This is a genomic window from Xanthomonas sp. D-36-1, from assembly GCF_017746155.1.
Lineage (GTDB): Bacteria > Pseudomonadota > Gammaproteobacteria > Xanthomonadales > Xanthomonadaceae > Xanthomonas > Xanthomonas cissicola.
Map to the genome: position 1 here is coordinate 1 of NZ_JAGHWR010000114.1, position 24839 is coordinate 24839.

Consider the following 24839-nt stretch of genomic DNA (forward strand, 5'->3'; position numbering starts at 1 on the left):
CCCGCGGAAAGCGCCAGAAATGGCGAAATTCCGAAGTTCCAAAAGCCACTCTTCGGAACGACGCCACCTTCCGCCCTGTCAGGTCTCGTTGTTCAGACCTTCCCTAAGCCTTGGCTGTGCGCACTTCGAGATCAATACCGATGTCGGTGCTGATCTGCTCGTCGATGAGGGCGGCAACGATCCTGGTGTTTATACCAAAGGTCATGAGTTGCTACGTCCGTACCAAAATAGCCATCATCGTGCGGTGGTTGTCCTGGATTGCGAGTGGGAAGGGGCGCCGGACAAGGCAACCATCGTTGAGCACATCACCGCCCGTTTGGTCGCAAGTGGTTGGGCTGGCGATGCAGTCAAGGTGATAGCCATTGAGCCGGAGTTGGAGAACTGGCTTTGGCAAGACAAGCCGCAAGTGGCGGATGCGCTTCGCTACAAGGGCGAGAAACCTCTCCGGCAGTACTTAGCCGACAACGATTGGTGGCCCCTTGATGCCGCCAAACCACCTCGGCCAAAGGAAGCTGCTGAGTGGGTGCTGAGGCAGACCCGTCAACCGCGATCCTCGGCGATCTATCAAGCGCTGGCGGAACATATATCGATCAAGGGATGCACTGATGCTGCATTTACTGAGATGCATGCAGCGTTTCTGGCGTGGTTCCCCGTAGAGGTGTACGCATGATCTTCGCAAGTTTTAAGAATGCGCGAATCGTTAGGTCTACTTGGTTAGAAGAAGGTGGACGGCGACTTGATTGCAATCCGTACATGTCGGGGGCTCAGGAAGCCAGGGATGCAATACTACGATTAAGTGTTCGCAAGGATGCGCTGCAAGCCGTAACTGTCGGGTACTCGGGCGGCATTTATAACGGGCCTGTGTTTTCGCGCATTTGGGTTGATGATCCGCAATACGGCGTACCCTTCATCGGCAGCAGCAATATCTCCAATGCCGATCTTTCTACACTGCCACTATTGAAAAGGTCTTACGCTAAATCCAAAAAGCTTGCGTACCTTGAGCTGGCTGAAGGAACGACGCTGATTACCTGCTCGGGCACGATTGGCCGCATGGCATATGTCCGCCCAGACATGGCAGGCATTTGGTCGTCGCAACACATCATGAAGGTCGTTCCTGATCCTGAGCAGATACCGCCGGGTTATTTGTACGCTTTCCTTTCAAGTCGTTATGGTGTGCCCCTGATTGTTTCGGGCACCTACGGCGCTATCATTCAGCACATTGAGCCTCAGCATATTGCTGCTTTGCAGGTGCCCAGGCTTGACCAGGCAACAGAAGAAGCTATCGCCGCAAAGGTGGAAGCGGCAGCGCGTGCACGTTCTCAGGCAGTGGAACTGCTTCGTGAAGCCGCTAATCGCCTGCACAACATGCTTCTAATTGAACAACCTACGCCGGTCTCCTTGTTACCAAAACCTGATGTCGCGATAGTTCCCAGTCACGTTTTTAAAGATCGAGGGGATGCGTACTACTACGGTGCCAGAAACGCTGAGTCTCGTAATACTTTCGACCGGGCAGCAATGAATCGCCCACTAGGGGAAGTTGCAGAAATTTTTATTCCGGGCATCTTTAAACGGCTTTATGCATCCGATTACCGATTTGGCAGTCCCTACATCACAGGTGGGGACGTGTTCGAGTTGGCTCCGACGTCTGACAAGTACCTGATGAAACGCGTTGCTGCGGAGTATCGTTTGCTGCTCAAGAAGGGAATGATCGTTGTCCAGGAGGCAGGTCAGCTTGGCGGTTTGATCGGGCGTTCTGTGATGGTGGGCAGCTATCTCGATGGGTTCTCTTGCAGCAACAACATGATTCGGATCGTTCCCGATGATGACATCGATGGAGGCTATTTATCCACGCTGCTGGCCAGCGAGCATGGTGTTCGATTGTTGTCTCGTGAGGCCGCCGGATCCAGCATTCCTCATACCGATGAGCAGCGGGTCAAGCGAATTCATGTTCCGTGGCCCTCGCGCGCCGACCGTGAAGAGATTGGTGCACCAGCGGTTCAAGCCCGGGAATTGAGGGATCAAGCTTGCACTTGGGAGCGTGAAGCACGAGACATCCTGGAAGCAAGAATTTTGGAAGGGAAATAACATGGCAAAAGTGATCCCTATAGGCCAGCCGGTCAACGATGCAGAACGCAGTGCTATCGCTTATCTGCGGGATCACTTGCCAGACAGCTATATCCTTTTGCACAACTTCGAAATCGAACGCCAGGGTGAGCGCTTCGAGATCGACATTGCTCTGTTAACGCCGCATGCGCTGTACTTGGTCGATGTAAAGGGCACGCGCGGCACCATCGATGTTTATGGCAACAAGTGGTATCCCGAGGGGCGAGCACCATACCCGTCGCCCCTGGGCAAGCTGCGCGGGCATGCACGTACGGTCAAGGGCCTGGTAACTCAAGCCCACCCAGGGCGAAATGAGCTGAACGACATCTATGTGGATGCAGCCATTCTGCTCACTGCGCCGGATGCGCACCTGATTGACCGAGACCAATTAGATTCAGACCGTTCACTCAAGTTGAAGGACGCCGAGCGCTACTTCAGAGATGCTACCCGTATACCCGCACGTTTTTCGAAGAACATTCTGCAGCAGCATGGGCTGATCCTACATGCTCTGAAAGTGGTGAAACCCGCCTCTGCCGTTCTGCGTTTTGGCCATTGGGAGGTGATGGAAAAGCTCGGCGCGGCGCGGGCCTACAGCGAGTTCCGTGCAGAGAACGCCTTTGCAGGTGGCACTGCCCGTCTGCGGGTGTATCAAGCGGACCCTTACCAGCCTGAAGACGTGCGCGAGGTCCAGGTTAATCGCATTGCCAACGCCTACCGGGCGCTATCCAAATTACCATTACATCCCAACATTGTTGCCGCACGGGATTTCTTCCCTGCCGACGATGACAAGTCCTTCATCTTGATTCTGGACGACGCGCCCGGCCAGGCGCTGACCTTGCATATGGCGCGGCCACAGTTGGCGCTGACCCTAGACCAGAAATGGCGTGTTGCTAAAGATCTATTGGCAGCCCTTGCACATGCTCATCAACATGGTGTGTTGCATCGTAACGTTACTCCAAGTGCGATCCTGATCGGTCAAGACGGCACCACCCGTATCACTGATTTCGACTTTGCGAAACCAAGTGAGAACCGCAGCCTGACCATTGCTGCGGACATCGTTGATTTGGTTGAAAAGGCCTATGTCGCGCCAGAGGCATTCCGCGAACCGGGTGCCGCGTCGAGCGCATCTGATATCTTTTCGGCCGGTGTCATCATTTACGAGCTGTTCACTGGAGAGCGCCCGTTTGCGGGGGAGCCGACGACGGTGTGGGATCGCGTAGGTGAGTTCCTGAACAAGCCATCAGCGCTGCGGCCTGAGTTGAACGACGCTTTCGATGCTTGGCTGCAAAGTCTGTGTTCGTTTGACGAGCATATGCGACCTTCGGCTCCCAAAGCGTTGGCAGCATTGCATGCCTTGCTACAGCCTGCCCTGCAAACAGGAGAGCTCCTTGCAGCATCGGCCTTTGAGTCCCCTGACGTATCTGATGACCAAACCGACTATCTGAATCTGCCAGCGGGATATAGATTGACCCGCAAGTTCATTATCGAGAAGAAGCTGGGCCGTGGCAGCTTTGGCGTGGTTTACAAGGTGATTGACACACTGGGCGATGTGGCGCGTACGGTGAAGCTCATTGTAAGCGATCGACACTCGACTCTGGATCGCCTGAAGCAGGAGTATCGTCATCTTGTGCACATACCCGAACACCCACACGTAGTGCGCGTGCTGGACGCGGATGTGATCCCTGATCGTGACATTCCCTTCTTGGTTTTCGAGTACGTCGAAGGCTCCGACGTCGGTGACATGATTCATGAGCGATTGCTGTCGCCCGAAGACGTCTTGGAGCTGGGTAAACAGGTAATTGAAGGCTTGGTGCATTTGCATCTACATGGCTTTCATCATTGCGACATCAAACCGCGGAATCTGCTGTGGACGCAGAAGGGCGCGAAGATCATCGACTTCAATGTGTCGGTACGGGCTGATGACAAAGAGTCGCGAGGAGGTGGTTCGCGTCGTTATCTGCCTCCTGATTTTGATCCAGAAGCCATTCCCTATAACGGCGAACGCGCAGACCGTGACCTATATGCCATGGGGCTAACGCTTTATGAAGCACTGACTTCGCGCTATCCCTGGGACACGACGGAGCCACCCGTCAACAAGCCTGCGCCAGACCCACGCGAGCTGTCAGGATATTCTGACCTTGCACCGGAGCTGGTGAACGTAGTGCTGAAGGCCATCTCTCCGCGTCGTGCGGAGCGATTTGCCACAGCCACAGATTTTCATGATGCCCTGGCCGATGTGCGCCACGCACGGCGAATCAAAACTGTGAGTTTAGCTGCAATTGCAACCGCTAGCAGTGGCCAAGTGCAATCGTCGCCCAACAGCAATGCCTTCGTCTCACACCTTCTGACGCTCTACAGCCAAAGTCACCGCAGTAATGCCGGTACCCGTGGTATGGACGCACTTGGGTTCTCAGCTTATGTGGATACCGCATTGGATCGGGAGCTGCTGCCAGCGGTCCTTTCTGGTGAGTTCCGATTGGTGCTGATCTCCGGCAACGCGGGCGATGGGAAAACGGCGTTTTTACAGCGCCTGGAGAAGGAAGTCGAAAGTCGTGGCGGGTCAGCCAATCGAGGCTTGCCGAACGGCAGCGAGTTGGCATTGGACGGCAAGCGTTACTTAATCAACTACGACGGCAGCCAAGACGAAGGTAACAAGGACAACAGCCAGGTGTTGTTGGATTTCCTATCACCCTTCAAGGGTAACGATGCGAGCACCTGGAAGCCGAAAGAAACTCGCCTTATTGCGATCAATGAAGGCCGCTTGGTGGACTTCCTTGCGACACATGAACACGACTTTTGTGAGCTGACCGCGCTAGTTCGGCGGGCATTCTCGACGGGCGATACTGAGTCTGGCGTCGCGGTGGTGAATCTGAATCTTCGCAGCGTGGTGGCAGAGGCCGAAGGTGGCTCGATTCTGGAGCGTACCTTGCAGAGCATCGTGAAACCCAGGCATTGGTCAGCCTGCGAAAGCTGCGACCTGAAGGACAGCTGCTATGCCTTGCATAACGTACGCAGTTTCCAGGATGAGATTGCTGGCCCACGCTTGCTGGAACGACTCAAGACTCTCTACACAATGGCGCACCTGCGTGGTCGTTTGCATATCACCATGCGTGACCTCCGCTCGGCGCTGTCATTCATGCTGATCGGCAACCGTGATTGTGGCCAGATCCATGCGCTGTATATCGCCGGAAAGCATGACGAGGTAGCGCGCAGCTACTACTTCAACAGTTGGATGGGCGGCGGGCAGCCTACTTCGGATCGATTGCTCACCCTGCTAGGCGAACTCGATGTGGGAAGGCAGGAAGACCCGAGATTTGACAGAGGGCTTGACTTTGTTCAGCCGGATGACCGTGCACTGTTCCGTTTTGAACGGCGGGGGCAATACGATTTCGAGGTGTTGAAGCGTCTGTTTGGTGATCTACCTCGCGGCGTGGGTGACGTGTCCGTGCGACAGCGCGCGCATAAGCACCGCGAATATGTGGCGATGGCCCGGCGTAGGCACTTTTTCGAGCGGCGCGATGCGAGCTGGGAAAAAATGCTCCCGTACCGCTCGGCCAAGCGCATGGTTGAAATCGTTCGTGGCGACACTTCAATTGATGCACTTACAAGCGAAATTTTGCATGCCATTAACCGAGGCGAGGGGCTACACCGCCCGGAACGTTTGGGGACCAGCTTGGCTCTGCAATTGCGTCATGTGGAGCACGGTACGGTCCGCAGCTATAGGCTCTTCCCCGTGGAGGGGTTTGGCCTGCAGGTGCAAGACTTTGCCGCCAGCGCGCGTTTTGTTGAGCACCTGCCGACGGGCCTGTTGCTGAAGTTTCAGGGGCAGGGTTTTGGGGCCATCTCCAGCGAGTTGCTTATCAACCTTGACGTGTTCGAGATGTTGGTGCGACTGAATGAAGGCTACCGGCCTAGCGTCGAAGAGATGCAGGGCTTCTACCTCTGTCTGGGCGTGTTTAAAAACAGCCTCAACGCACAGCCATATCGGGAAATTTTACTGACCACGACAGGGCATGACTTCTACCGTCTGGCTCGCCATGACGACGGCCGGGTCGAGATGCGCTTGTTGCAAAGGGCCGTCACCGTTGTAAATAAAGAAGAGGCCTTAGCGAAAGGCTTCGGGGAGAACTGATGGCGTTGCAAAAAAAGGACAGGGAGTTCCGCCTCCCTAAAGTCAGCTACCTCGATTTCAAGACCATCGAGATGGATCGCGTTCTCACCGGATTGTTTGAGCGCTTGGAGCACGGCGGCTATCCGAGCGTGTTTCGCGACAAGCGCGAGCTTACGGTGGACAAGTTTGTGGACGACATCCTTGAAGCCGGTGACCGCTTCTTGGGGTTTGCGCAGCATCGAGACATGGTGCAGCGCTGGGTTGAAACCCACCTCATGGACATCGTTAATCGTGGTAAGAAAAATTCTGCGGTGGCTGGCCCACGTCCTCTGCATGGTTATACCTACCGCTTCCGTAATCCCAAGCATTCTCGTGACTATGGCGCTGCCCAGCAACTTTACCAAATGCTGCACCACGCTCGGCATCTTTCAGGGCACAAGGCCATTGAGCACCTGAAAGGCTTCTTCTTTGACGGATTCGATAAAGTCACGCGAGAGCTGAACAACAAGGCGCTGACGGACATTGAGACCGCCACGCTTTTGCACTTCCTATCTCAGCGCAAAGACACGGCTGATACCCGTGCCGGTGGAGAGCGCTTCGCGCCGGTGTGTATTGGATCGGCAGACCTGATGGCTGAGGACATTCAGCGACTGCTTTTCTACAAGCAATACATGCCGCGCTCAGTGATGGTGGAGTACTTGAAGGTGCTGTTATCGTTTCACTTGGCGCTCTATCACCTGCGTTTGCTGAAGCTCTTACCTGCCTGGCAAAAGCTGGAGGGTGCGAATTCGTTGTGCGCCGAGTCGGCGTGTCCTATGAAACCCCGTGAGCATCGCGAACCACAGGGTGACTGCCCTTACAAGCTGGGGATGTTTGTTGACCTCTCTGGCAATGCTAACTCAGCAACCGCTGCGCTCGCTGAGCGTAGTGCCGATGGTTTTTACCGACGAATCCCTAGTTTCATTCGTGCGTACTTTGTAGCGAAGAAACTAGACGAGTTCTCTGAGCACCTTGTGCGGCGGGGCAAATTGATCCGTCCGTTGAATTCAGTGCTCTCTGTCGGTGAACTGTATGGCCTTCAAGCCGAACCATTCGCTGAGGAGCGAGATAAGTTCTTTGGCGAGCGTTTGTCGGGGCTCTTAGAGTCGCTGTCAGAGGGCGAGGCCGGACTGGATGTCGAGGTTGAAGCCATCACTAAGATGGGCCTCTCGGATTTTGAAACCTACATCGAGATTCTTGTCGCTCTCCGCGGTGCTTTTCACAGGAAATACATCATTGAGTCGTTAGACGCGACGATGTTAAAGAATAAGTCGGGAGGACTGCTGGCTCAAACGCGTGCGCGAAATGCCCCTCGCCGATTTTCTCTTGAGAGCCGCTTGCTGGAGGTGCTGCTGCAAATTGCGGTACTGCGTCCAGGGGGGGACCAGGGCTACTTCACTGGTGAGATGCGGATAGATGACCTGCTATCTTTTCTGCGTGAACGCTACGGCCTCTACATAGATCAGCTGCCGCCCGGTGAGGGGTTCTCAACACCCACGATCGACGAGCGTAAAGCTCTACGATGCAACGTTCAGGCATTTACTGGACGCTTGCGCGAGATTGGCTTCTACCGCGATTTGTCCGATGCCTATGTCACACAGACGGTTGTACCCCGCTATACGATTGCAGAACGAACAGAAAGGGCGCGCAAATGAGTCGGGGCCTGCGTGAACTCACCAGCCAACAGCTGAGCGCGGCGCTTGAGTCCGTATTGCTGCCAAGGCTTTGCAACGTCTTGGCTGCCCGTGATCTTGGGCACTGCATGCGTGTTACGGACTTGGATCGTGATCTGATGATCCGATTGGCTGGAGGGCTGCGTGCGGCCGTTCCTTCTGCCAATGTGGTTGTGTTAGCAGACGACGCTCTGCGTGCCCAAGCACCAGATTTGGCCGTGACGAGCACCAAGCTTGTTGAACTGCGCAACCCGTTGCCCAACGAAGAGCTAAGGCCACCACTGCTGGTTTTTGTGCCGAATGATCTGCGTGCGTCTGCCGAGGATTCGTTCGGTGTCGCGACGTTTGAAGAAGTGTCGATTGATGGTGCCTACGCTCAGCTGAATGCGCAGCTGATCACGCAGATTCCGGCCAACATCAGGGTTGCTGTCGAAGCCTGTTTGGGTGAGCTGCGCAGGCGCGATTCGCGCTGGCGATATGCCGACGATGCCGCTGTAGTTCGTTATCTGCTCACATGCCAAGCCAACGATTTCGACCCGGATGCGATGGGAGCTGCTCTGTTCGAGCTGGCCCTCGTGCCAGATTTCGAGTTGTTCCAGCAAGCAGAACGCGCTCCCGCGCGGGTGGCTCGCAATCGCGAATGCGTCGAGCAGATAACATGGTCAACCAAAACGGAGCGCGTGCGCGCTCTTGAGCTGGGCCTGCTCGATCCAGTTTTCTGCAAGCAGCTTGGTGAGTTCTTTTCGAGGTTTGGTGTTGCCAATCCGAAGGAATGGACCCAACTGATCGTTCGCGATCGGAGTAATTGGCCCCTCGCTTTCAACAAGTGGCTGTTTCAGGACGGGGGTGTCAATCCGGATAGCATATTCATCAGCGATGTTGAACTGCCAGATTTGCCGGTGGTGAAGGACGATAATGAAGACTCCCGCCTGGCGGAGCTGATTGGTCACCGAGTGTTGCCTATCTCGAAGACGGGGCTGAAAAAGTTCAGTGTGTCTTTCAGGGTCGATCCTGTGCCGTCCAGGGTGGAGGGCTTATCTCGATTCGTGGCTGAGGTGGTGTCACGCGACAACGGTCCTACAGGCTTGCGCCGCCGTAAGGCCGCGTGGACCAAGGGTGCCGATTCTGGGGTGATCGCATTTTCGTCGATTGGCAAGATCGATTGGGAAGAGGGTTGGCACTTTGTTCGCGTGTACGGGGAGACAGAAGACGGTGACCGTATTCCGCTTGCCGACGGAGAGGGAAATCCTATTCGCCTCAACAGCGATGTCCCCGAAACCTTTAGCAATGCCAATGAGAGCGATCTCTTTTATGTGGTCACCGATGACGAGTTAGAGGTAGAACCTCCACAGCGGGCGGTGCCGCGCGAACCAAGCTTGATGCATGCGCTGCTGCGCGCGCGCTTTGCTGCTGTAGCTCAGGATCGAGATCCCAGTTCCGTATCGATCACGGGATGCGCTTGGGTGGAGCGAGGAAGCAAGGCTGCAGCCAGCGGCGAGACCTTGGAGGTTCGACTGGGAAAAGAAGGCAAAGCGAATGTCTTGGTATCCGCCGTGCTGGCTGATCTGGAGCGCGCCTTTCTTAGCGACCCAGATGGTCTCAATCGATTGAGGCTTTCGATAAACGTTTCCGGCGTCGCCGCGCGATCAACGACTTCCTTCAAATGGCCCGTCTCGGATGAGTCCGTGAGGTTTCGAGAGTCTCGGGCAATCTTCTTTGGGGCAGTCTTGCAAGGCGATCAACGCTTGATCATGCAGGCCAGCGATCTTCTAAGTTTGCAGGAGCCCACTCAGAATTATGCGGCAGCCTATTTAGCTTGGATTGATGCTGTGTTGATTCGATGCGGCTCGATAGACGCCGTCATGGCACGCCAGGCTTTTGAAGAGTTGCGTTGCGCGCTCACCATCGATTCAGTTGCTTTAGTGCTGGAAGACTATCAGGGTAAACGGCGTGATGCCGTTCTGTTGGGGCCGACTCATCCTCTTCGTGCTAACTGGCATGTCGCCTGGAGTCAGCTGGGTCAGACCTGGATGGAGCGCAGTCAGGCGAGTGGGCGCGAGTTTGTGGTGCCGACTCGAGACGCTGTGATAAAGCAGCTTGCGCCTGCGGCATTTCCACCTGTATTGCCTTTCGGTGAGGAGCTGGGGCGCACAGCTCTGGCTGTAGATAACATCAACCCTTTCTGGTCGCTGTACGCTGCACCCGATGAGGAAGACCCGCGTGGTTTGGTTGGGGAGGTGTGCGCCGCACTTGGTCTGCCCGAGCCAGCCATCGGCGGTGCGACCATCGATAGCGCTTACTTGGCGGCTCGGGTGCAGCGTTATCTGATTCAGCACCCGTATGTTGCGACTCTGACTATCAACGCGTTCAATGCGGGACGGGCAAAGGCTTTGGCTGAAGTGCTACTTGCACTGCAGCGTCATGCCGAGTTTGCCGATCTTCGGTACGACATCAGGCTATTCGTGCCCGATCCGGCCGCTCCTTCAACGGGAGAGGCACTGCTGGAACTGCTGGCACCTGATTCGGGAACCAGCGCGAAGGAGGCGGACGCGTTCTCCACGCCGACTGAGAGCCACCTGCACCCTAAGTTGAGATTGGCAATCCGGGCGATCAGGGAGTTCCGAGAAGAGCCTGATTTGCATTCTGCGCACTTGTCGTTTTTGTTTGACTTGTTTCCGGCTGAGGACATTCGCGCTGTTGATGTTCGAGATTCGGATGACTCCTCCTTCGTCCACGGGCTTGTCCAGCCCTTTAAGGTGGACTACCTAGAAGATGAGCAATCGATCACTTGGCTTCGTCGACCGCTGCACGGGGCGGCGCAGCCGATTGAGGGGGCTGAGGCTTTGTTCGATCTTTTGGGAGGTATCTCACGTGCAGTTTCGGTTGCCGTGGCGACCGTGGCGCGCAGCCAGTATTTGCCGCACGCTCGGCCGGTGGTAGCGTTGAGCTTGTCTGCAGACGAGCGCGCGATGCTCCATCAGGTACATGAGGTTAGCGATTGGGTGCTCACCATTGATCGGAACCTGGGCATAGAGTTTTTTGACCATCGACGGCATCCAACTCGCCCTGATTATTTAATCGATCACTCGCCCGACATGGCAAATGCAATGAGCCATCGGTTGGCAATCACCTCACGTTCGTTGGCCGAGTTGGAGTCATTGTTGGTGCCAATCTTGGGGGAATATGGCCTACCAAATTCAGGCAGCCATGCCTTGGTGATGCTGGATCAGCTTCGCTCGCTGTCCGGGCGGCTGGCACTGAAGCTGCTATCGTCCTCATCGCAAAGAGCTGAGGCAATAGGGCTCGCACTTTCAAGGTTGTTTCTTGAGCATCAAGGAGTGTTTCAGAACCAAGTTGTTGTGCCCCTGGATGCGCACCTGGAGCTGTACAAAGCTCTTCGTCAGAACGCCGAAGAAATGGGCGATGAGGTCAATTTCCGGCGAACTGATCTTGCACTGTTTGACCTTGATCCACTGAACCGTGTTGTGACCTGCAGGCTCGTCGAGGTGAAGTGCTACAGCAAGGTTGGTGATGTAGCCGCATATGCGCAATTAAAAGCATCCATTGCTGAGCAGATCGAACAGACGGAGCATGTTCTTGCCTACCACTTCGACCCTAAGTTGGCGGAAGTGGATCGTCCGGATCGTCCTATTAAGAATCGTGATCTTGCAGCTCTGCTTGGTTTCTATTTAGACCGCTCGGAACGTTACGGTGTTGTCTTGCCTGAGGCGGCAGAAGAGGCACACTTTTTCTTGCGTCGTTTGGATGAGCGGCCCTATACACTGCAGTTCACGCGAAGCGCTGTTGTGTTCGACTTCAGCAAGCCGGGCACGGAACCGGCTGAGCATGAGAACGGCATCGAGTTCTACCGCATCGGCAGTGATCTGATTCGCCAGTTGGTCGAAGCAGCAGTGATCGACACCGAGACCATCGCAAGCTTGCAGAGTGTTCGATCCTCCGATACAGCGCGCGAGGTGACCCAGGAATTGCTACGGCGCAGGACTTTGGCACCAGCTGTCCCGACCTTTGAGAGCGCTGCTTTCTTGAGTCCGCCTCGTGATAGAACTCTGGCTTGGGACGATAGGCCACAAGTTTCGGACAGCCCATCAAACTTCACGCCTGCATTGCAGGTTCGCGAACCAGAGCCGACCGGGATGTTGGTCTCAGAAGTGATTGAAACGCCTCAGCTGCCGATCACAATGCCAGAGGCGAAGCAACCTTCTCTAGCTGACTCCAGGCCCGAGCCTGTGCCAGACGAAGAGAAGGTTGCGAAGCCCATGGTCACCGAAGCATCAGTTGCTTCGTCTGAAGTTGCTCAGCCTATCAATGGCCGGGTCGCCTACGACATCATGCTTGGCGCTACCGGATCAACGCCACAATACGGTCTGCTCGGAGAGGTATCTGGGCGCAAGGTTGCACTGGACCTGAATCAGACCCACACCATCAGCTTGTTCGGTGTTCAAGGGGGTGGGAAGAGCTACACCTTGGGCAGTGTTGCGGAGATGGCCTCGTTGCCAATCCCAGGCATAAACTGCCTACCAGAACCGCTGTCCACGGTGATCTTCCATTACAGCCCGACGATGGACTATAAACCCGAGTTCACGTCGATGGTAGGTGCCAATAGCGTTGAGGATCAGGTCCGAGCGCTGAAGGACGTGTACGGCGCAGAGCCGAAAGCTCTAACTGATGTTTTGTTGCTTGTACCTGCAGACAAAATTGAAGAGCGGCGTGCCGAGTATCCGGGCATCGAGGTGTTGCCCCTACAGTTCTCTGCATCGGAATTGAAGGCCTCGCACTGGAAGTTTCTTATGGGGGCCGTGGGAAATCAGGCCACTTACATTCGTCAGATCATGCGCATCATGAAGTCCATGCGTGATGACATCACCCTGGAGGGGCTGCGGTCCGGTATCGAAGCGTCGTCGATCCCGGAGCACCTTAAGGAACTGGCCAGATTGCGTCTGGAGTTAGCTGCCGAGTACATCAACGATTCGGCCTCCCTTACCGAAGTGGTCAAACCTGGTCGCCTAATCATCGTAGATCTTCGAGATGAATTCATCGAAAAGGACCAGGCTCTCGGGCTATTCGTTGTGCTTTTGCAGTTGTTCGCAGAGGCCAAAATTGACGGGCGTACATTCAATAAACTGGTAGTTTTTGACGAGGCTCACAAGTACATCGAAAGCCCAGATCTCGTTGCGGGGCTTATCGAAGTGGTTCGTGAAATGCGGCATAAGGGCGTTAGCATTATGGTTGCGAGTCAGGATCCGCCGTCTGTACCGGTCAGTCTGATAGAGCTATCCAGCCAGATCATCATGCACAAATTTAACTCACCCGCCTGGCTCAAGCACATTCAGAAGGCCAATGCTGCGCTCGGTAATTTAACACCTGAGAGGATGGCTCAACTAAAGCCTGGCGAGGCCTACATCTGGTCAAGTAAGGCCTCTGATGATTCTTTTTCCAAGGGCGCTGTTAAGCTTAGATGCAGGCCGAGGGTGACAGAGCATGGTGGTGCGACGAGGGTTGCTGTTAAAAATGTGTAATGTACGTAGCCATCTGGCCGGGCAAACTATCGTTGCGAACCATGGCTAGTGCCAGACGTCCGTAGCCATCTGCACCCGGCAGTCGGGAGAGGTAGTTCCAGTAAAGCTCCAGATTCCCTGCGTTCGCGTAGCTGGAAAGAATCTTCAGGTCGCGCACAGTCAATCCACTCATGTCTTACTCCATTGCAAATTTTGCCGTCAATATAAGCAAACCTCTGGCAAAAGGGACTGGAACAGCGTCACTTCCCTCAGCGAGGCAGTAACCACCGTACACGCTGAGGAACTGAAGATTGTCTCCGGCTTGATGAACTCGCTCGCGGTTGTCGCAAAAGTATCGCGAGCTGCGGGTATCGCTAGGACTCTCTAGTGACGTGAGGCGTCGTGTCACTTGGGGTTTTCTTCGCGGGAGCTTTGAGGCGCTTCAGAAAATCGTGAGCCTGCCACAGCTTCCATGCCGTTCTCAGGCGAGCTCAGTAGATCCATTGCGGATAGCAAAGCGTCTCCAGAGACTGGACCCGTTAGGCTCATCGAGCGACTCGTTTTGTTGTCAATCAAGCGAAGCGAGGGAGTCGCATCAAAGCCATCATGGCGGGCTTGCTCGGCTTGCAACCGCACTGCCGCGCCAGGACGATCACTTTTCAGGCACTCCCGCACGGCAGATTCATCGGGGTAACTCACACCAGCCGGAAGGCCTTGCCCGCCTCCTTGCGTATGCTGATAGACCCACTGCACGGCTTCCCAGAAACGTGCATGGCCGAACCTTTCTCCGACACACTCGACCCAGCGCGCTTCATCTCCCGCCGCCGGTTCGTGTATCGCCAACGGCAGGTGATTCCACTGCAGGTTGACGTCAGGATGGGCATCGACCCAGGCGCGCAGGGTCGGTGTGTATGTTTGGCAAAAAGGACATTCAAGATCCGCGTATACGACAACGGTAAACCGGGCTGTGCTTGAGCCGTGACGCCAGGGCGGGCCATAGGTTGGTTCAGGCGTGGACGCACTTAGCGCTGTAGGTCGAGTCAAGACGAGCACGCTATAAAGCAGTGCTGCGAGCGCTGCAATCACAATCGTGGTCAAGCACCAGAAGCGCAGTCCCTTGCGAGGGCGAGCAGATAGGTGTTCGATAGTCATGAGCAATCTCAAACGAACAAGTCGTCGTATGGCAGTGGACTAATCCCCCTGGCGTGGTCGATCTTCTCGGCGATCCTGAAGGCTGCCTCAAGTTCGCCAATGCCAAACTCCTGCATCACCTGGAACCGCTCGGCTTTCTCTTCGGGCTCTGTTTGGGCCAATGCGAGGTAGAGGCTGGGCGGCACTGCACGGAACAAGACTTCCATCGACTTGGACAGAATCACGCCTTCGCTGAACTTGCCGGCCTCTTTGCGAGCCGACAGCATTAGAGCCTTCTGAGCGGGGTTTAACTCGCGAAAACGCGCGATCTTTTCTACCTCATCGGGGGGCATCGATAGGCAGATCCACCATTCGATCATGTTCAACATTGGTTCGGCGGACTTGGGCAGATCGTCCACGTTCTGAGTAGCCAGCCAGAACCAGGCGCCCAGCTTGCGCCACATCTTGGTGATCTTCACCACGTAGGGTGACAGCAGCGGATTCTTGGTGATGATGTGACCTTCATCGGTCACATTGACGATGGGCCTCCCCAGAAATTGATCACGCTCGGCAATGTTGTTAACTGTGCTGATCAGGGAGATGTAGGCAATCGACAATTGGGCGTTGTAGCCCTCACGCGCATACGTTGCTAGGTCCACGATGGTGACGTCAGCTTCCGGCCAAGGGGTTCCGGGGCGATCGAACATCTCGCCGTCCGAGCCTTGGCAAAACATGTCCATAGCGTCCGCCATTTCGAGCAAACGGGAACGCCGGATCTCCGGAAGCGTTGAATCACGGCCGCGCTCGCGTAACGCTTCACGTACGTCGCGAGTGAGCACTGTGCGTTTCTCTGCACTGCAACGCTGCGCAGCATCGAGTATGCATTGACGAATCAGCGAGCGGTCGGCGCGGGTCATTCGCGCCTCCTCCTTGTCCTCTCCCCCGGTAATCATCAAGCGTGCAGTGATTTCGAGCTCGCCCAGCACGTCGCGTTGCTCATCGGCCTCATTGGCGTCGGCCTGATCAGACAGCTCCTCTTCGAGGGCGTCGGCATCCAGCGTCTGCATATCGCTGGGCGTATCGATCAGTCGATGGGCATCAGCAAATGGCGCCAGACTCACGCCAGAGCCAGGCGCGAGCTTGACCCGGTTAACCGTCAGTCCAAGCCGCTTCGCAAAGTCGCCGAATAGCCCAAAGGAATTTCCTGCCTCCACGATGAAAATGCGGGGCCGATAGATTGCGGCAACCTGATTCAGGATGTTATTCAGAGTTGCAGATTTCCCAGATCCGGTCGGACCAAAGAGGAACAGGTGGGCGTTCATTTGCCGATCAAGCCGGTTGAACGGATCAAAGGTAATGACCCCGCCACCTCGGTTGAAAAATGTAATGCCTGGATGGCCGGTCCCTTGGCTGCGCCCCCACACCGGCGACAAGTTCGCGGCATGCTGGGCAAACATCAATTGGGTGTACCACTGGCGCCGATCCGCGCCGGGGTTGTAAACGCAGGGTAGCCAACGAAGATAGCTATTGAGCGGCGCAACTTCGTCCTCCTCCCGCACAGGCTGCAACCCGGCATTGAGCATGACGTTGGCGAGCTGAAGTCCACGGCGACCAAGCTCGGATTCGTCACGTCCGTGCAGATAAAAGGCCAACGTGCCCCGATACAACTTGTGAGCGCTGCCAATCAGTGAGCGGGCCTCGTGCACATCCTTGAGTGCTTGTTCCGAGGCAAGGGTTTCTCCAACCGCTTTCTTGGCCAAGTGGTTGAGGTGGGCCTCCAACACATCTTGCGGTGTTGCGACGAGCGTAAGGCACAGCGTCGTGTCTTCCGGCATTTGGTCGAACAGAGTGTTCACAGCGTCACCTTTGCGGGTTTCACCCGTAAGATGGCCGGTTACTGGAGGCATGCGCAAACGGTCGGTGACCATCACACGATGAGGGAGGCTATCGAAATACCACAAGCCTTGATCGACATCTGAGCGTGGATGGCCGAAGAACAGCCGCTGACTGAAGTCCACCCCGCTAGCCAGTTCGATTTCATCAGGCTCCGGGGTTTGCGGATAGGCTGCAAGCTGGTAGAAGCGCTCGCGGTCCTTAGCCTGGTGTCCCAGTACCGTCGGGTGTGGATTGAACCATCTCAACAACCACGCGTGGATTGCAGGTGCACCCAGCCGATTTGACTGAATGCCGGCATTGCTCAAACCACCTACCAATCGATCACACACAGTATTAAGGGCTTGCTCGGGCGTCTGTCCGCGACGCCTGCTTTGGCTTGAAGACCGCCGGTACACCACCATTCGTACCCGACGGGTCTGCCCACGCCAACGAAGACGTGTCACAACGCTGTCCTCAAACAAACCACCGGGCTTCGCAACTGCGCGCAGGTGGTGGGCAAAAAACCTGAGGTAGAACTCTGTGAATTTCGACTCCCGCGCACGAGGTTGAATGTAATCGTTCAGCGTCTGAAGGTATTGGTCGAAGTTTGCCTCGTCTTGAGCATAGAGCTGGACAACCCAAGGATTCTCGTCGAGCTCGTCGAAGCTGTCCTGCAGCGCATTCTCCAGTGCATCACGGGCTTGAGCGAGCCATACAGCCTCTCGCCCCTCGGTGCCCAGCGGCGTCAACTCAAAAAAAGCGGCGACTGACTGGCCGTCTTCGAGCAGCATGCACTGTGTCTCCGGCAGGAACTCCACCCAAGGCAGCAGTGCTACGAACGACGGAGCCACATCATAAAGTGCCTCCTCGTCGTCTGAAGTAGCCGGGGACTCGCGTGCAGCTTTACCAGGAGCTTGAATGCCTGTCGCGCGCAGCGTTTGCAGATAGCGCTGCCAGCTATCGAGGCTGTCGGCGCCGGGCACGGAACGCCGCACTTTCGGACGCAACCAAGGGAGTGTCCAGGACATCAGTAGTCCTCCACACGCTCGCCAGGCATGGCGTATTGAACCCGCTGATAAAGCGGAAAAACAGTCGTATAGCCCGGTACAGGCACAGGATCGGTGCCAGTCAAATGTGGGAACACATACATCACCAGATCGGGATTGGGCAGTCGGTGAAACTGTCGATAAATTTCATTGGACGCAGTGCGGGTGTAACGAGATTGCTCTGTAGGAGCCTCTGCCAAGTCTGCCTCTTGCAGGGGACGCCGCAGCGTCTGGCGTGCATCTAGCAACTGGCGACGAGCAACCTGGCCTGAGCCCCCATCACCAGCTTCCTGCTGCCATATGTCCTGCATGCTTTGTCCACCATGGGTCAACAATTGCTCCTTGTCGGTCGCGCAGCCGACGAGCATCACTACTGCCATGGCGAGCACCAACGGTTTAATCCAGTTCGAGCGCATGGGCTTCTCCTGCACGGTGATCGACCTTGCGGCCTTTGGTGTCGTAATCGATGGCTAAGGGCTTATCAAGGTGGACGGCAACTTTCGCACCGGGTTGCACATACACCGCGGCGAAGGCCTGCCCGTAGAGTTTGTTGACCCAGCTCGACATTTCCTGGACACCACCGGCCAGGATACGGCCGACCGCTTCCTGACCAGTGATGCCGACGGTGCCGACTGAGCCATCGGCTCCGACATAGGAAGCCCGGCCACTATCAGATTCGATCATTGAAGCGACGCCTGCGCCGGCAGCGGTGATCAGGGCTTGTGTGCCCAGGTATTGTTGCGCGTTGCTGCGACGTTCGCCGTTGACACATGGGATGCCATAGGGATCGCTGATCCAGCCAAGACCTTCCTGCTGTTTGTCACTCTGCTGGTCGCCGTCCCGGTCCTCGGGGATCGTGCGGATGGTGCCGTCATTGAAGACGAAGGTGATGCTGCGCACCTGCCCACGCACGCAAGAAAGCGTCCAATCCCCTGCGGCAGTACCGCTGAACACTGCCCCCGCCACATCAGGGAGGTCGATGCCATTTGCGGTCAGGTTATCCGGGCCCACCAGTACCTTGAATGGATAAGGATCGTTGACAGTGCCATCGATCGGCACTCGACCGATCAGTGCAGTCATCGCCACCGAGCCCATTAATGTCGAGTTGGTCGGCACGGTGTAGACCGCTCTGGTCGTGGCTGCTCCGACGGCTTTGGCGCTGGCTTTAACGGTTGATTCGGCTGTCTCTTCCAGCGTGCGCTGGGCCGGGCCAAAGCTGGTTGGAAAGCTGGGCGTATCCCCGCCGCTTCGTCCATCAGTCTGCTTTCTGTCTTCGGGTTCCACCCAACGCATACCACTGCCGGAGCCAGACATGCCATCGGCGTCGCCATCGCGTAAGCCCAGTCCCACAGGTAAATCAGCATTGCCGCCGGTGTTGCCGATCTTGTCCAAACGCCGCTGCAAATCCTGTAGCAAACCTTCGGTCTGCTGGCGTTCTGTGTTGAGCTGTTGCTGGTCACGACGCAGGTTGGCACGCTCAGATTCCAGCGCATTGCCAATGCGCTGATCGATTGCTGATTCACGCTGGCGAAGTCGTTGATTCTCATCGCGCTGCGTCTTGTTGTCCGATGTGGCCGTCTGCAGCTCTGTACGCAGCTGCTTCACCTGGGCGACCAAGGTAGCTACCGTGTCGCGTGGTGTATCGCCCTCAATGCCCAGCGCCTTCATTTCTTCAGGTGTGAGTTGGGCACCCGCATCGGCGGTGGCCGGGGCCTGATGACCACCGCCGCCCGAAAATTGCCTGATGCCGAAGAACAACACCAGCAGTGCCACTGGAATCATCAACCACTTCAGCAAACCGTTACTGTGCATGGCCATCTCCTTGCGCAGGCGCGGCCGGTTGCGGCAGGTTTACTGCTGGGTCGAAGCGCTGGATAGCTGGCAACACTGACTGGGCCAAGCTACGACCACGAGTGACCACGTAGACGACTGTGGTGTCTTCTGACTGGCCGTGCGGTCCTAGGGCCGAATGCTGGAAGGCCGCAGTCAGGATGTCGCCCTGAAGCGTACGCGGGTCAAGATCAATCCAAGTTCCGCTGGTATTGGTCAACTGGACGGCGGTGACCCATTGGTCCTCCAAGCGCCAGGAGGCAAGCGCTGTGGCTTTGACCGGCAAGGTCGGTAACAGTGTCTCAAGCAGTAGGTTACGGCGCAGGTTCACACGCGTCACTCCAGGAGCTGCTTCGACGGTGCGTAGCGGCGCATAGAGATTTTGGGCGGCGTATCGCGTGAGGACTACTGCAACCGGAGTCTCGCGCTTGTCTTGAGCAGGCTGGGACTTGATGTCCGGATCAGCATCGTCTGCCTCGGATGGTTTCTCGCCGTACCGTGCTGGGGTGCTGGGACCATCAACGATGCGCACCGGTTCCAAGGGCGGAACGCCCTCACCCCCAACCTGCGCAGTGATGTCGAGCAAAATCAGGGCTCCGGTATCGGCATCTTGCAGCTGCAGCCGAGTAGGTTCGATGGGTGCGTTTGCGCGCAGATAGACTGCGCCACCTGCGCTCTGGACACGGAGACGCTCGCCTACGTTAGTCGGCACACCGATGCGGACATTGCGATCAACGAATACGATTCGCTCTTGGTCTACGACCAGGGGAATAGCCAAAGGCAGCCGCTCCCAAGTCAGGATTTGAACCGCATGAGCCTGGGGCGTCATCGCTATGGCAATGACGCTGCTAAGCCAGAAGGCGAACTGATGCTTCATGGATTCTCTCCTTGGGCACCCAAGCCACTTCGAGTTGGCGCAGGATCAGGCACATCGGGTGCTCCAATACGCTGAGGCGCGCCGTCATAACAGTCGATCGCCAGACCGAATGGGTTGCGAGTGGGATCCACGTCGGCCCTCACTACTTTGATCAGATAGCGCACCAGAGCGCGCTTGACCTGTTCGGAGCCGTAGTACTCATCCGCGCTGATGTCCAAGGTGACCACCCAGTCGCGCTCTGAAACGACACGCACGCGGAGTCCAGGGTTGTCGCCATAGCCGCGACCTGGAATCTCGTAGATCCCGCGCACACGCTCGCGCAGTTCCCCCGCATTACGGCGGTAGTCGTAATCGGCCTGAAGGAACGCCTTGCACGCAGGCGTGAAGTACGGCGAAAGCGCATGCAGGTTGCGCGCGTAGTCGTTCTCGCCATTGGTCGGCCATCGGTTGAGTTGCTGGAATACGTAGAACGTGAAGGCATACACCGATTCCGGCGGCACCTCCCACCACTTGCGTGTGCTGCCAGAGCGCAGATCCGGCGGGACATGGACGGTGAGGTCGCGCGGCGCGCTCCACCAGCCACCGCCCATGACCAGGGCAATAATCAGCAGGGCCCCAACGCCAAGGCGCAACGTCTTGATGTGTGCCTGCAGGTGCATGACCTCGTTTTTGAATCGGCTCATCCTGCTTTCCTTCGAACCGACCAGAAACCAGAGCGGGTGACCAGCGCCTGCCCCCCAACCCAACCGGCGACGGTGGGGTGACGCGTCGTCAACCACCATTGCAGATGTCGGTAAAGCCATGTGTCGGGGCGGCCGCGCTTCTGTCGACGCAGGATGCCTCCACCAACAAACACCCCAATAGCTACCGCTGCCACCATGAAGGTCGGTGCGAGCGCTATGGTCGAGAACATCCAGGAAAGAGGTCCACCAACGACCAGTCCGGTCGCGCCTGACAGGCCGCAGCAGACCCATAGCTCATCTGCGGTCAGTCCACGCACCACCACTGGATGACGGTTGAGCCGGTGGGGCAAGAAAGACACTGTGCCGTCCTCTCGGACATGCGGGTAATCGGACATGACCAGCCCCCTTACAGGATGCCGGTGGCTTCGGTGAGCAGCCAGATGCCGACTACGAGCAGCACAGCGCCGATTGCCACCGTCAAACCGAATTGGCCCCAGGTCTTGCGACCATTGTGAATCTCGGCGTAGGTGCCATAGGCGTGGTAGCAGACCCCGATAAACATGGACGCCACCACCAACAGCGCCACCAGCAGCACGATGTCGTAGCCATAGTTACGGATGGTCTCCATGATCCCGTTGCCAGTGCCGCGCGAGGGATTCTCCAGCGTCGGAAGCCCTTGGGCTGAGGACACAGTTGGTAGACCCAGTACTCCAAGCGCAGATACCAGCCGGAGAGAGATACGAGAGGAGAGAAGGCGCGTCTTCATGTTCGGTCCCTTCAAGATCAAGAGAGGAGGAAAAACGTCAGCACGATGTACATGGCAAAAAATCGCACCACGACACCCAGGAACTGCCGTTGGTTGATTCGGCTCTCAGCCCAGCCCACATAAGCCGTGCGGATCGCCCATGCGCCCCACAGCAGCAGAACGGCGAACACCATGCCGATCAGCACGGTGGTCATCGAGGCGGGTGCAATACCGCTGTTGGCTTGAAACGCCGAGACCTGTGCGCCGTTCATGGGGAGGAATCGGTATCGCCGGGCTGGCCCTCTGCTTGCTCGGCTCGGTACTGGCCGACGATTTCGACCGGATCTCTAGGCTGGGCACGGGGAGGCGTGAGGTAGTCCTGAAGCCCGACACGTACACGTGTTACGTCGGCGCGCAGTCTGGTGTAGTCGAGGTAGTAGCGCTGGCCCGGGGCAACGACAGTGGAGGTTTCGCTGTTCTGGATCAGGCGATCTAGCGCGTCGAGTTGTCGAAGTGCCGCGGCGATGTCCTGGCCCTGTGAAGGTGGGCTTGCTGCAGCTGCATGGGGGTGCATGACCATGAGAGCAGTCAGGATGAGCATCGGTGCGCTGCTGCTCACATATCGGCATTGAAACGAACGCCCCATCACGCCCTCCTCATCAGATCAACAGTTGAGCGATCGTGACCGGGATTGCGGATGCAGGCTGCAAAGAATAGGAAACCAGCGAGCCCCGGATTGATGTCCGAAGCCACTGTCCATGTCAGTGTCTAGCAGTGCCTAACTTGATGCGCGCCAAAAGGTTGACCGTGCTGCTAAGAACCGAGGAATGCATGCAATGGTGAACGACCTCGACGTTGACGCGGAGTCTGCGGGGGATGAACCTGATGCTGATCCGGAAAGCGGTAGCACAAAAGGCCAGAATCCAGCATCGATTGAACTGCGTTTCAAGCGGATAGAAACCGCAGACGGCCCCATTGTGATCTGAGCCAAATTTTTATGAGTGTGGCCGTCGAGCGACGGCACAAAAATAGCTTGCCGGAGGTATATACCCTAAAACTTTTGGAATATTTGTTCAGTGCAATTGCTATAAATGACACTGCAAACCGCCGGGGAAGGGTTGTACTTCCTGCATTGGGATGAAGCATCAGCAGACGCCGCATCAATTGTTGCACTTCCAGAGAAATGTATAGTTCCCGAGGGCTTGCCATTTATTTCAGGAGTAGATATTGCAGCACATTGATTTACATAAGTGAGCCTAATTTCACAATTTGTTTCTCCGTGTGAGGAGCACTGCGCCAGTGCCTCTTCCCTTGCGGCAGACTTTGAGAGTTTGCCACTGGATACTCCATAATTTATAACTGAATTTATGGATCCCATAGCAATAGCGCCCCACGTTTTGATCCATTGTCCAATAGGCTTTGGCCGTGGAGCTTCGCTTTGGGGAAGCGGAGCGCATGCCACTGCTCCTTGTCCGCCAATTGGGTACTGACCGGCAGGGCATCCACCCTCTGCATGTGCAAAACTTGCAAGGCAAGCTAAAAACAAAAAAGGACACCCATAAGATTTCATAATTGCCTCAACCTCAATCCAGACAAACAGCTTGTCGCTCTCAGATGGCATGGTTCTAGATCTAACAGCAGGACAGCAGTACTAATACCGTAATGCGAGCCTTAATTAATTGTCGTTACCCAGCTCATTAAATGCCGAGGAATAGTGGAGCACGAAGACATTCAATATTTTTGAAAAGTGGGCTCTGAACACTTTGAAAAAATAACTTCACATTCCATATTAGGATTCCTGGCACTGCAGCTGTTTAACACCGTTCTGCTGGCGCCTTCCTTAGTGGGCTCGCTAACAAACTGAATATATCCGTCTAGATTTGGCTGCCCGTTAGTCTGTGGCTCTCCAATAGCCGCGCACTGATTTCTGTACGTTAATACTATGTGGCAACCTTCAGCCCCAATCCTTTTACAACGTGAAAGTGCCTCCTCTTCGGCCTCGGCCTTTGAGTTCAGACCTGTCGGGACCCCATAGTGAGGAACTGCATCCACCACGCCTAACGCGATGGCGCCCCAAGTTTTAATCCACTTTCCGATGGGGATAGGCTGTGCTTGTTGTGTTTGACTTTGCGGAATGGGCGCGCATGCGATAGCTCCTTGTCCGCCAATAGGATACTGCCCCGCGGGGCAGCCACCCTCTGCGCTTGCAAAGTTTGGAGTGAAAACCAAAAGAAAAATTAAAGACCAATAGAATTTCATGCCAGCCTCAACCTAAATTCAGATGACTTGATTGTTATTCTGAGATGCGATGCCCCTGCGACCCCGGACTTGCTGGCGGTGCTGCGTGGAGCTGTACCCAGTGACCCGCCGCGGCTAGCCTGCCCTGCCTAATCCTCACACCGCGCGATCCACATTGATGACCTGCCCATGCCATTTTGGCGAAGCCGGAAAATCAGGTGCCCCAGCCGACACCATAGCAAGCGGTGCCGGGGCCATCTCGCTGAGCCACGCTTATATAAAGTCGCCCGGAGACGACCACGGCATTTCAATCACTATCGGGGAGGTATTCATCATGAAGCCACGTACCATTGCCGCCACTTTCGCACTGGCTGCGGATTTAGGCGTTTAGCCTGAGGGCCCCCAGCTTGCGCCCAGGCGCCAGATCCTTGCCAGGTCTTTCTTTGCTGTCCGGCTCCGGCACTCCTACTCTCGAATGTGCAGCCCGATCGTAGCCTTCCATGCCATCCAGGTATGGAGCCCGGGCTTGAAAAACGTCGGCCACGCAGGGTGCATCTGACCGCAATCAAATTGATTAAAGTTAAACCGCCTTTTTATCAGCTAATGTTAAATGCGTGCCCTTATCGAGCGGGGAGCCGCATGAATAGCATAGAGGTCATAGTTCAACCTGCCTATAGCACATCCGTACTATTAAGCGCAGATGTTCAAGCAGCTATTCTTTCAAAGATTGCACCCAAGAAAAACCTCATACGCACAATAAAATCAGCTCTACTCAACTACTAAAGTCAGGAAATTCGTGTTCAATCACGAAATGTAAAATATATCAACCTGCAGAAGTAGACACTAGTTTAGTAATTTGAATTGCGACTCCCCTTCATCGACTATGGGGAGTCGAAGCTGTCGATTTCTGATAGGCATCAGCGCTCGCCAGTCATTGAAAACCCTCATTGAAAGACTGATTTTTTACTCATG

The 24839-nt window shown here is 56.0% G+C and carries 18 protein-coding genes and 1 pseudogene; 6 read left to right on the top strand and 13 right to left on the bottom strand.

Annotated elements, in window-relative coordinates; translation table 11 throughout:
• The 5 genes from J7367_RS21365 to J7367_RS21385 all read left to right on the top strand — a co-directional run.
• Window positions 1-670, top strand: a 670-nt coding sequence (locus J7367_RS21365) for a hypothetical protein (protein ID WP_209029001.1), incomplete at its 5' end; no start/stop codon positions are given.
• Complete coding sequence (locus J7367_RS21370; protein ID WP_139792809.1) at window positions 667-2085, top strand: restriction endonuclease subunit S; 1419 nt, start codon at window positions 667-669, stop codon at window positions 2083-2085. The genes J7367_RS21365 and J7367_RS21370, both read left to right, overlap by 4 nt.
• A gap of 1 nt (window position 2086) precedes the next feature.
• Window positions 2087-6235 carry a protein kinase gene (locus J7367_RS21375; protein ID WP_046831122.1) on the top strand — a complete coding sequence of 1383 codons (4149 nt, stop codon included), beginning with the start codon at window positions 2087-2089 and terminating at the stop codon, window positions 6233-6235.
• Entirely contained in the window at window positions 6235-7908 is a 1674-nt protein-coding gene (locus tag J7367_RS21380) for a hypothetical protein (protein WP_039570231.1), read from the top strand. Before J7367_RS21375 ends, J7367_RS21380 begins: the two co-directional genes overlap by 1 nt.
• Before the next feature lie 236 nt (window positions 7909-8144).
• A complete protein-coding gene (locus J7367_RS21385) occupies window positions 8145-13463 on the top strand; it encodes an ATP-binding protein (protein WP_139792807.1) in 5319 nt (1772 codons plus the stop codon).
• A gap of 7 nt (window positions 13464-13470) precedes the next feature.
• Here J7367_RS21385 and J7367_RS21390 read toward each other — a convergent pair.
• The 11 genes and pseudogenes from J7367_RS21390 to J7367_RS21440 form a co-directional block, all read right to left on the bottom strand.
• A pseudogene (locus tag J7367_RS21390) lies at window positions 13471-13635 on the bottom strand (hemolysin); the annotation flags it as partial.
• 212 nt (window positions 13636-13847) lie between these two features.
• The gene (locus tag J7367_RS21395; protein WP_081027898.1) at window positions 13848-14594 is read right to left on the bottom strand and encodes a thioredoxin domain-containing protein; all 747 of its coding nucleotides are present in this window, start codon (window positions 14592-14594) and stop codon (window positions 13848-13850) included.
• An 8-nt stretch (window positions 14595-14602) separates the two neighbouring features.
• On the bottom strand, window positions 14603-17476 hold the full coding sequence (locus tag J7367_RS21400) for a conjugative transfer ATPase (protein ID WP_039573895.1): 2874 nt from the start codon (window positions 17474-17476) through the stop codon (window positions 14603-14605).
• Window positions 17476-17910 (bottom strand): TIGR03751 family conjugal transfer lipoprotein, encoded by a 435-nt coding sequence (locus J7367_RS21405; protein WP_039573892.1) that lies wholly within the window; start codon window positions 17908-17910, stop codon window positions 17476-17478. The genes J7367_RS21400 and J7367_RS21405 overlap by 1 nt, the downstream gene beginning before the upstream one ends.
• The gene (locus tag J7367_RS21410) at window positions 17891-19306 is read right to left on the bottom strand and encodes a TIGR03752 family integrating conjugative element protein (RefSeq protein ID WP_039573902.1); all 1416 of its coding nucleotides are present in this window, start codon (window positions 19304-19306) and stop codon (window positions 17891-17893) included. The genes J7367_RS21405 and J7367_RS21410 overlap by 20 nt, the downstream gene beginning before the upstream one ends.
• A complete protein-coding gene (locus J7367_RS21415) occupies window positions 19296-20201 on the bottom strand; it encodes a TIGR03749 family integrating conjugative element protein (RefSeq protein WP_039573889.1) in 906 nt (301 codons plus the stop codon). The genes J7367_RS21410 and J7367_RS21415 overlap by 11 nt, the downstream gene beginning before the upstream one ends.
• The gene (locus J7367_RS21420) at window positions 20198-20884 is read right to left on the bottom strand and encodes a PFL_4703 family integrating conjugative element protein (protein WP_039573886.1); all 687 of its coding nucleotides are present in this window, start codon (window positions 20882-20884) and stop codon (window positions 20198-20200) included. Before J7367_RS21420 ends, J7367_RS21415 begins: the two co-directional genes overlap by 4 nt.
• Entirely contained in the window at window positions 20881-21279 is a 399-nt protein-coding gene (locus tag J7367_RS21425) for a TIGR03750 family conjugal transfer protein (RefSeq protein WP_080721195.1), read from the bottom strand. Before J7367_RS21425 ends, J7367_RS21420 begins: the two co-directional genes overlap by 4 nt.
• 11 nt (window positions 21280-21290) lie before the next feature.
• Window positions 21291-21650 (bottom strand): TIGR03745 family integrating conjugative element membrane protein, encoded by a 360-nt coding sequence (locus J7367_RS21430; RefSeq protein ID WP_039573900.1) that lies wholly within the window; start codon window positions 21648-21650, stop codon window positions 21291-21293.
• Window positions 21651-21667: 17 nt separating this feature from the next.
• Complete coding sequence (locus J7367_RS21435; RefSeq protein WP_039573884.1) at window positions 21668-21901, bottom strand: TIGR03758 family integrating conjugative element protein; 234 nt, start codon at window positions 21899-21901, stop codon at window positions 21668-21670.
• Window positions 21898-22275, bottom strand: a complete 378-nt coding sequence (locus tag J7367_RS21440) for an RAQPRD family integrative conjugative element protein (RefSeq protein WP_046831230.1) — start codon at window positions 22273-22275, stop codon at window positions 21898-21900. Before J7367_RS21440 ends, J7367_RS21435 begins: the two co-directional genes overlap by 4 nt.
• A gap of 190 nt (window positions 22276-22465) precedes the next feature.
• On the opposite strand from J7367_RS21440, the gene J7367_RS21445 reads away from it, so the two are divergent.
• Window positions 22466-22615, top strand: coding sequence for a hypothetical protein (locus J7367_RS21445; RefSeq protein WP_160300380.1), 150 nt, complete (start codon window positions 22466-22468; stop codon window positions 22613-22615).
• A gap of 65 nt (window positions 22616-22680) precedes the next feature.
• Here the strand turns inward: J7367_RS21445 and J7367_RS22575 are convergent, their stop codons facing one another.
• Window positions 22681-23250 (bottom strand): DUF4189 domain-containing protein, encoded by a 570-nt coding sequence (locus J7367_RS22575; protein ID WP_345776724.1) that lies wholly within the window; start codon window positions 23248-23250, stop codon window positions 22681-22683.
• Between the two features lie 110 nt (window positions 23251-23360).
• Window positions 23361-23888 (bottom strand): DUF4189 domain-containing protein, encoded by a 528-nt coding sequence (locus J7367_RS21455; protein WP_081027895.1) that lies wholly within the window; start codon window positions 23886-23888, stop codon window positions 23361-23363.
• Window positions 23889-24839: the final 951 nt, after the last annotated feature.

Bases quoted from the DNA above. Each gene is read 5' to 3' on its own strand.
- J7367_RS21375 (WP_046831122.1), top strand. From the start codon at position 2,087: ATGGCAAAAGTGATCCCTATAGGCCAGCCGGTCAACGATGCAGAACGC.
- J7367_RS21410 (WP_039573902.1), bottom strand. From the start codon at position 19,306: ATGCACAGTAACGGTTTGCTGAAGTGGTTGATGATTCCAGTGGCACTG.
- J7367_RS21425 (WP_080721195.1), bottom strand. From the start codon at position 21,279: ATGTCCGATTACCCGCATGTCCGAGAGGACGGCACAGTGTCTTTCTTG.
- J7367_RS21395 (WP_081027898.1), bottom strand. From the start codon at position 14,594: ATGACTATCGAACACCTATCTGCTCGCCCTCGCAAGGGACTGCGCTTC.
- J7367_RS21370 (WP_139792809.1), top strand. From the start codon at position 667: ATGATCTTCGCAAGTTTTAAGAATGCGCGAATCGTTAGGTCTACTTGG.
- J7367_RS22575 (WP_345776724.1), bottom strand. From the start codon at position 23,250: ATGCCATCTGAGAGCGACAAGCTGTTTGTCTGGATTGAGGTTGAGGCA.
- J7367_RS21380 (WP_039570231.1), top strand. From the start codon at position 6,235: ATGGCGTTGCAAAAAAAGGACAGGGAGTTCCGCCTCCCTAAAGTCAGC.
- J7367_RS21415 (WP_039573889.1), bottom strand. From the start codon at position 20,201: ATGAAGCATCAGTTCGCCTTCTGGCTTAGCAGCGTCATTGCCATAGCG.
- J7367_RS21430 (WP_039573900.1), bottom strand. From the start codon at position 21,650: ATGAAGACGCGCCTTCTCTCCTCTCGTATCTCTCTCCGGCTGGTATCT.
- J7367_RS21435 (WP_039573884.1), bottom strand. From the start codon at position 21,901: ATGAACGGCGCACAGGTCTCGGCGTTTCAAGCCAACAGCGGTATTGCA.
- J7367_RS21420 (WP_039573886.1), bottom strand. From the start codon at position 20,884: ATGAGCCGATTCAAAAACGAGGTCATGCACCTGCAGGCACACATCAAG.
- J7367_RS21440 (WP_046831230.1), bottom strand. From the start codon at position 22,275: ATGGGGCGTTCGTTTCAATGCCGATATGTGAGCAGCAGCGCACCGATG.
- J7367_RS21455 (WP_081027895.1), bottom strand. From the start codon at position 23,888: ATGAAATTCTATTGGTCTTTAATTTTTCTTTTGGTTTTCACTCCAAAC.
- J7367_RS21400 (WP_039573895.1), bottom strand. From the start codon at position 17,476: ATGTCCTGGACACTCCCTTGGTTGCGTCCGAAAGTGCGGCGTTCCGTG.
- J7367_RS21405 (WP_039573892.1), bottom strand. From the start codon at position 17,910: ATGCGCTCGAACTGGATTAAACCGTTGGTGCTCGCCATGGCAGTAGTG.
- J7367_RS21445 (WP_160300380.1), top strand. From the start codon at position 22,466: ATGGTGAACGACCTCGACGTTGACGCGGAGTCTGCGGGGGATGAACCT.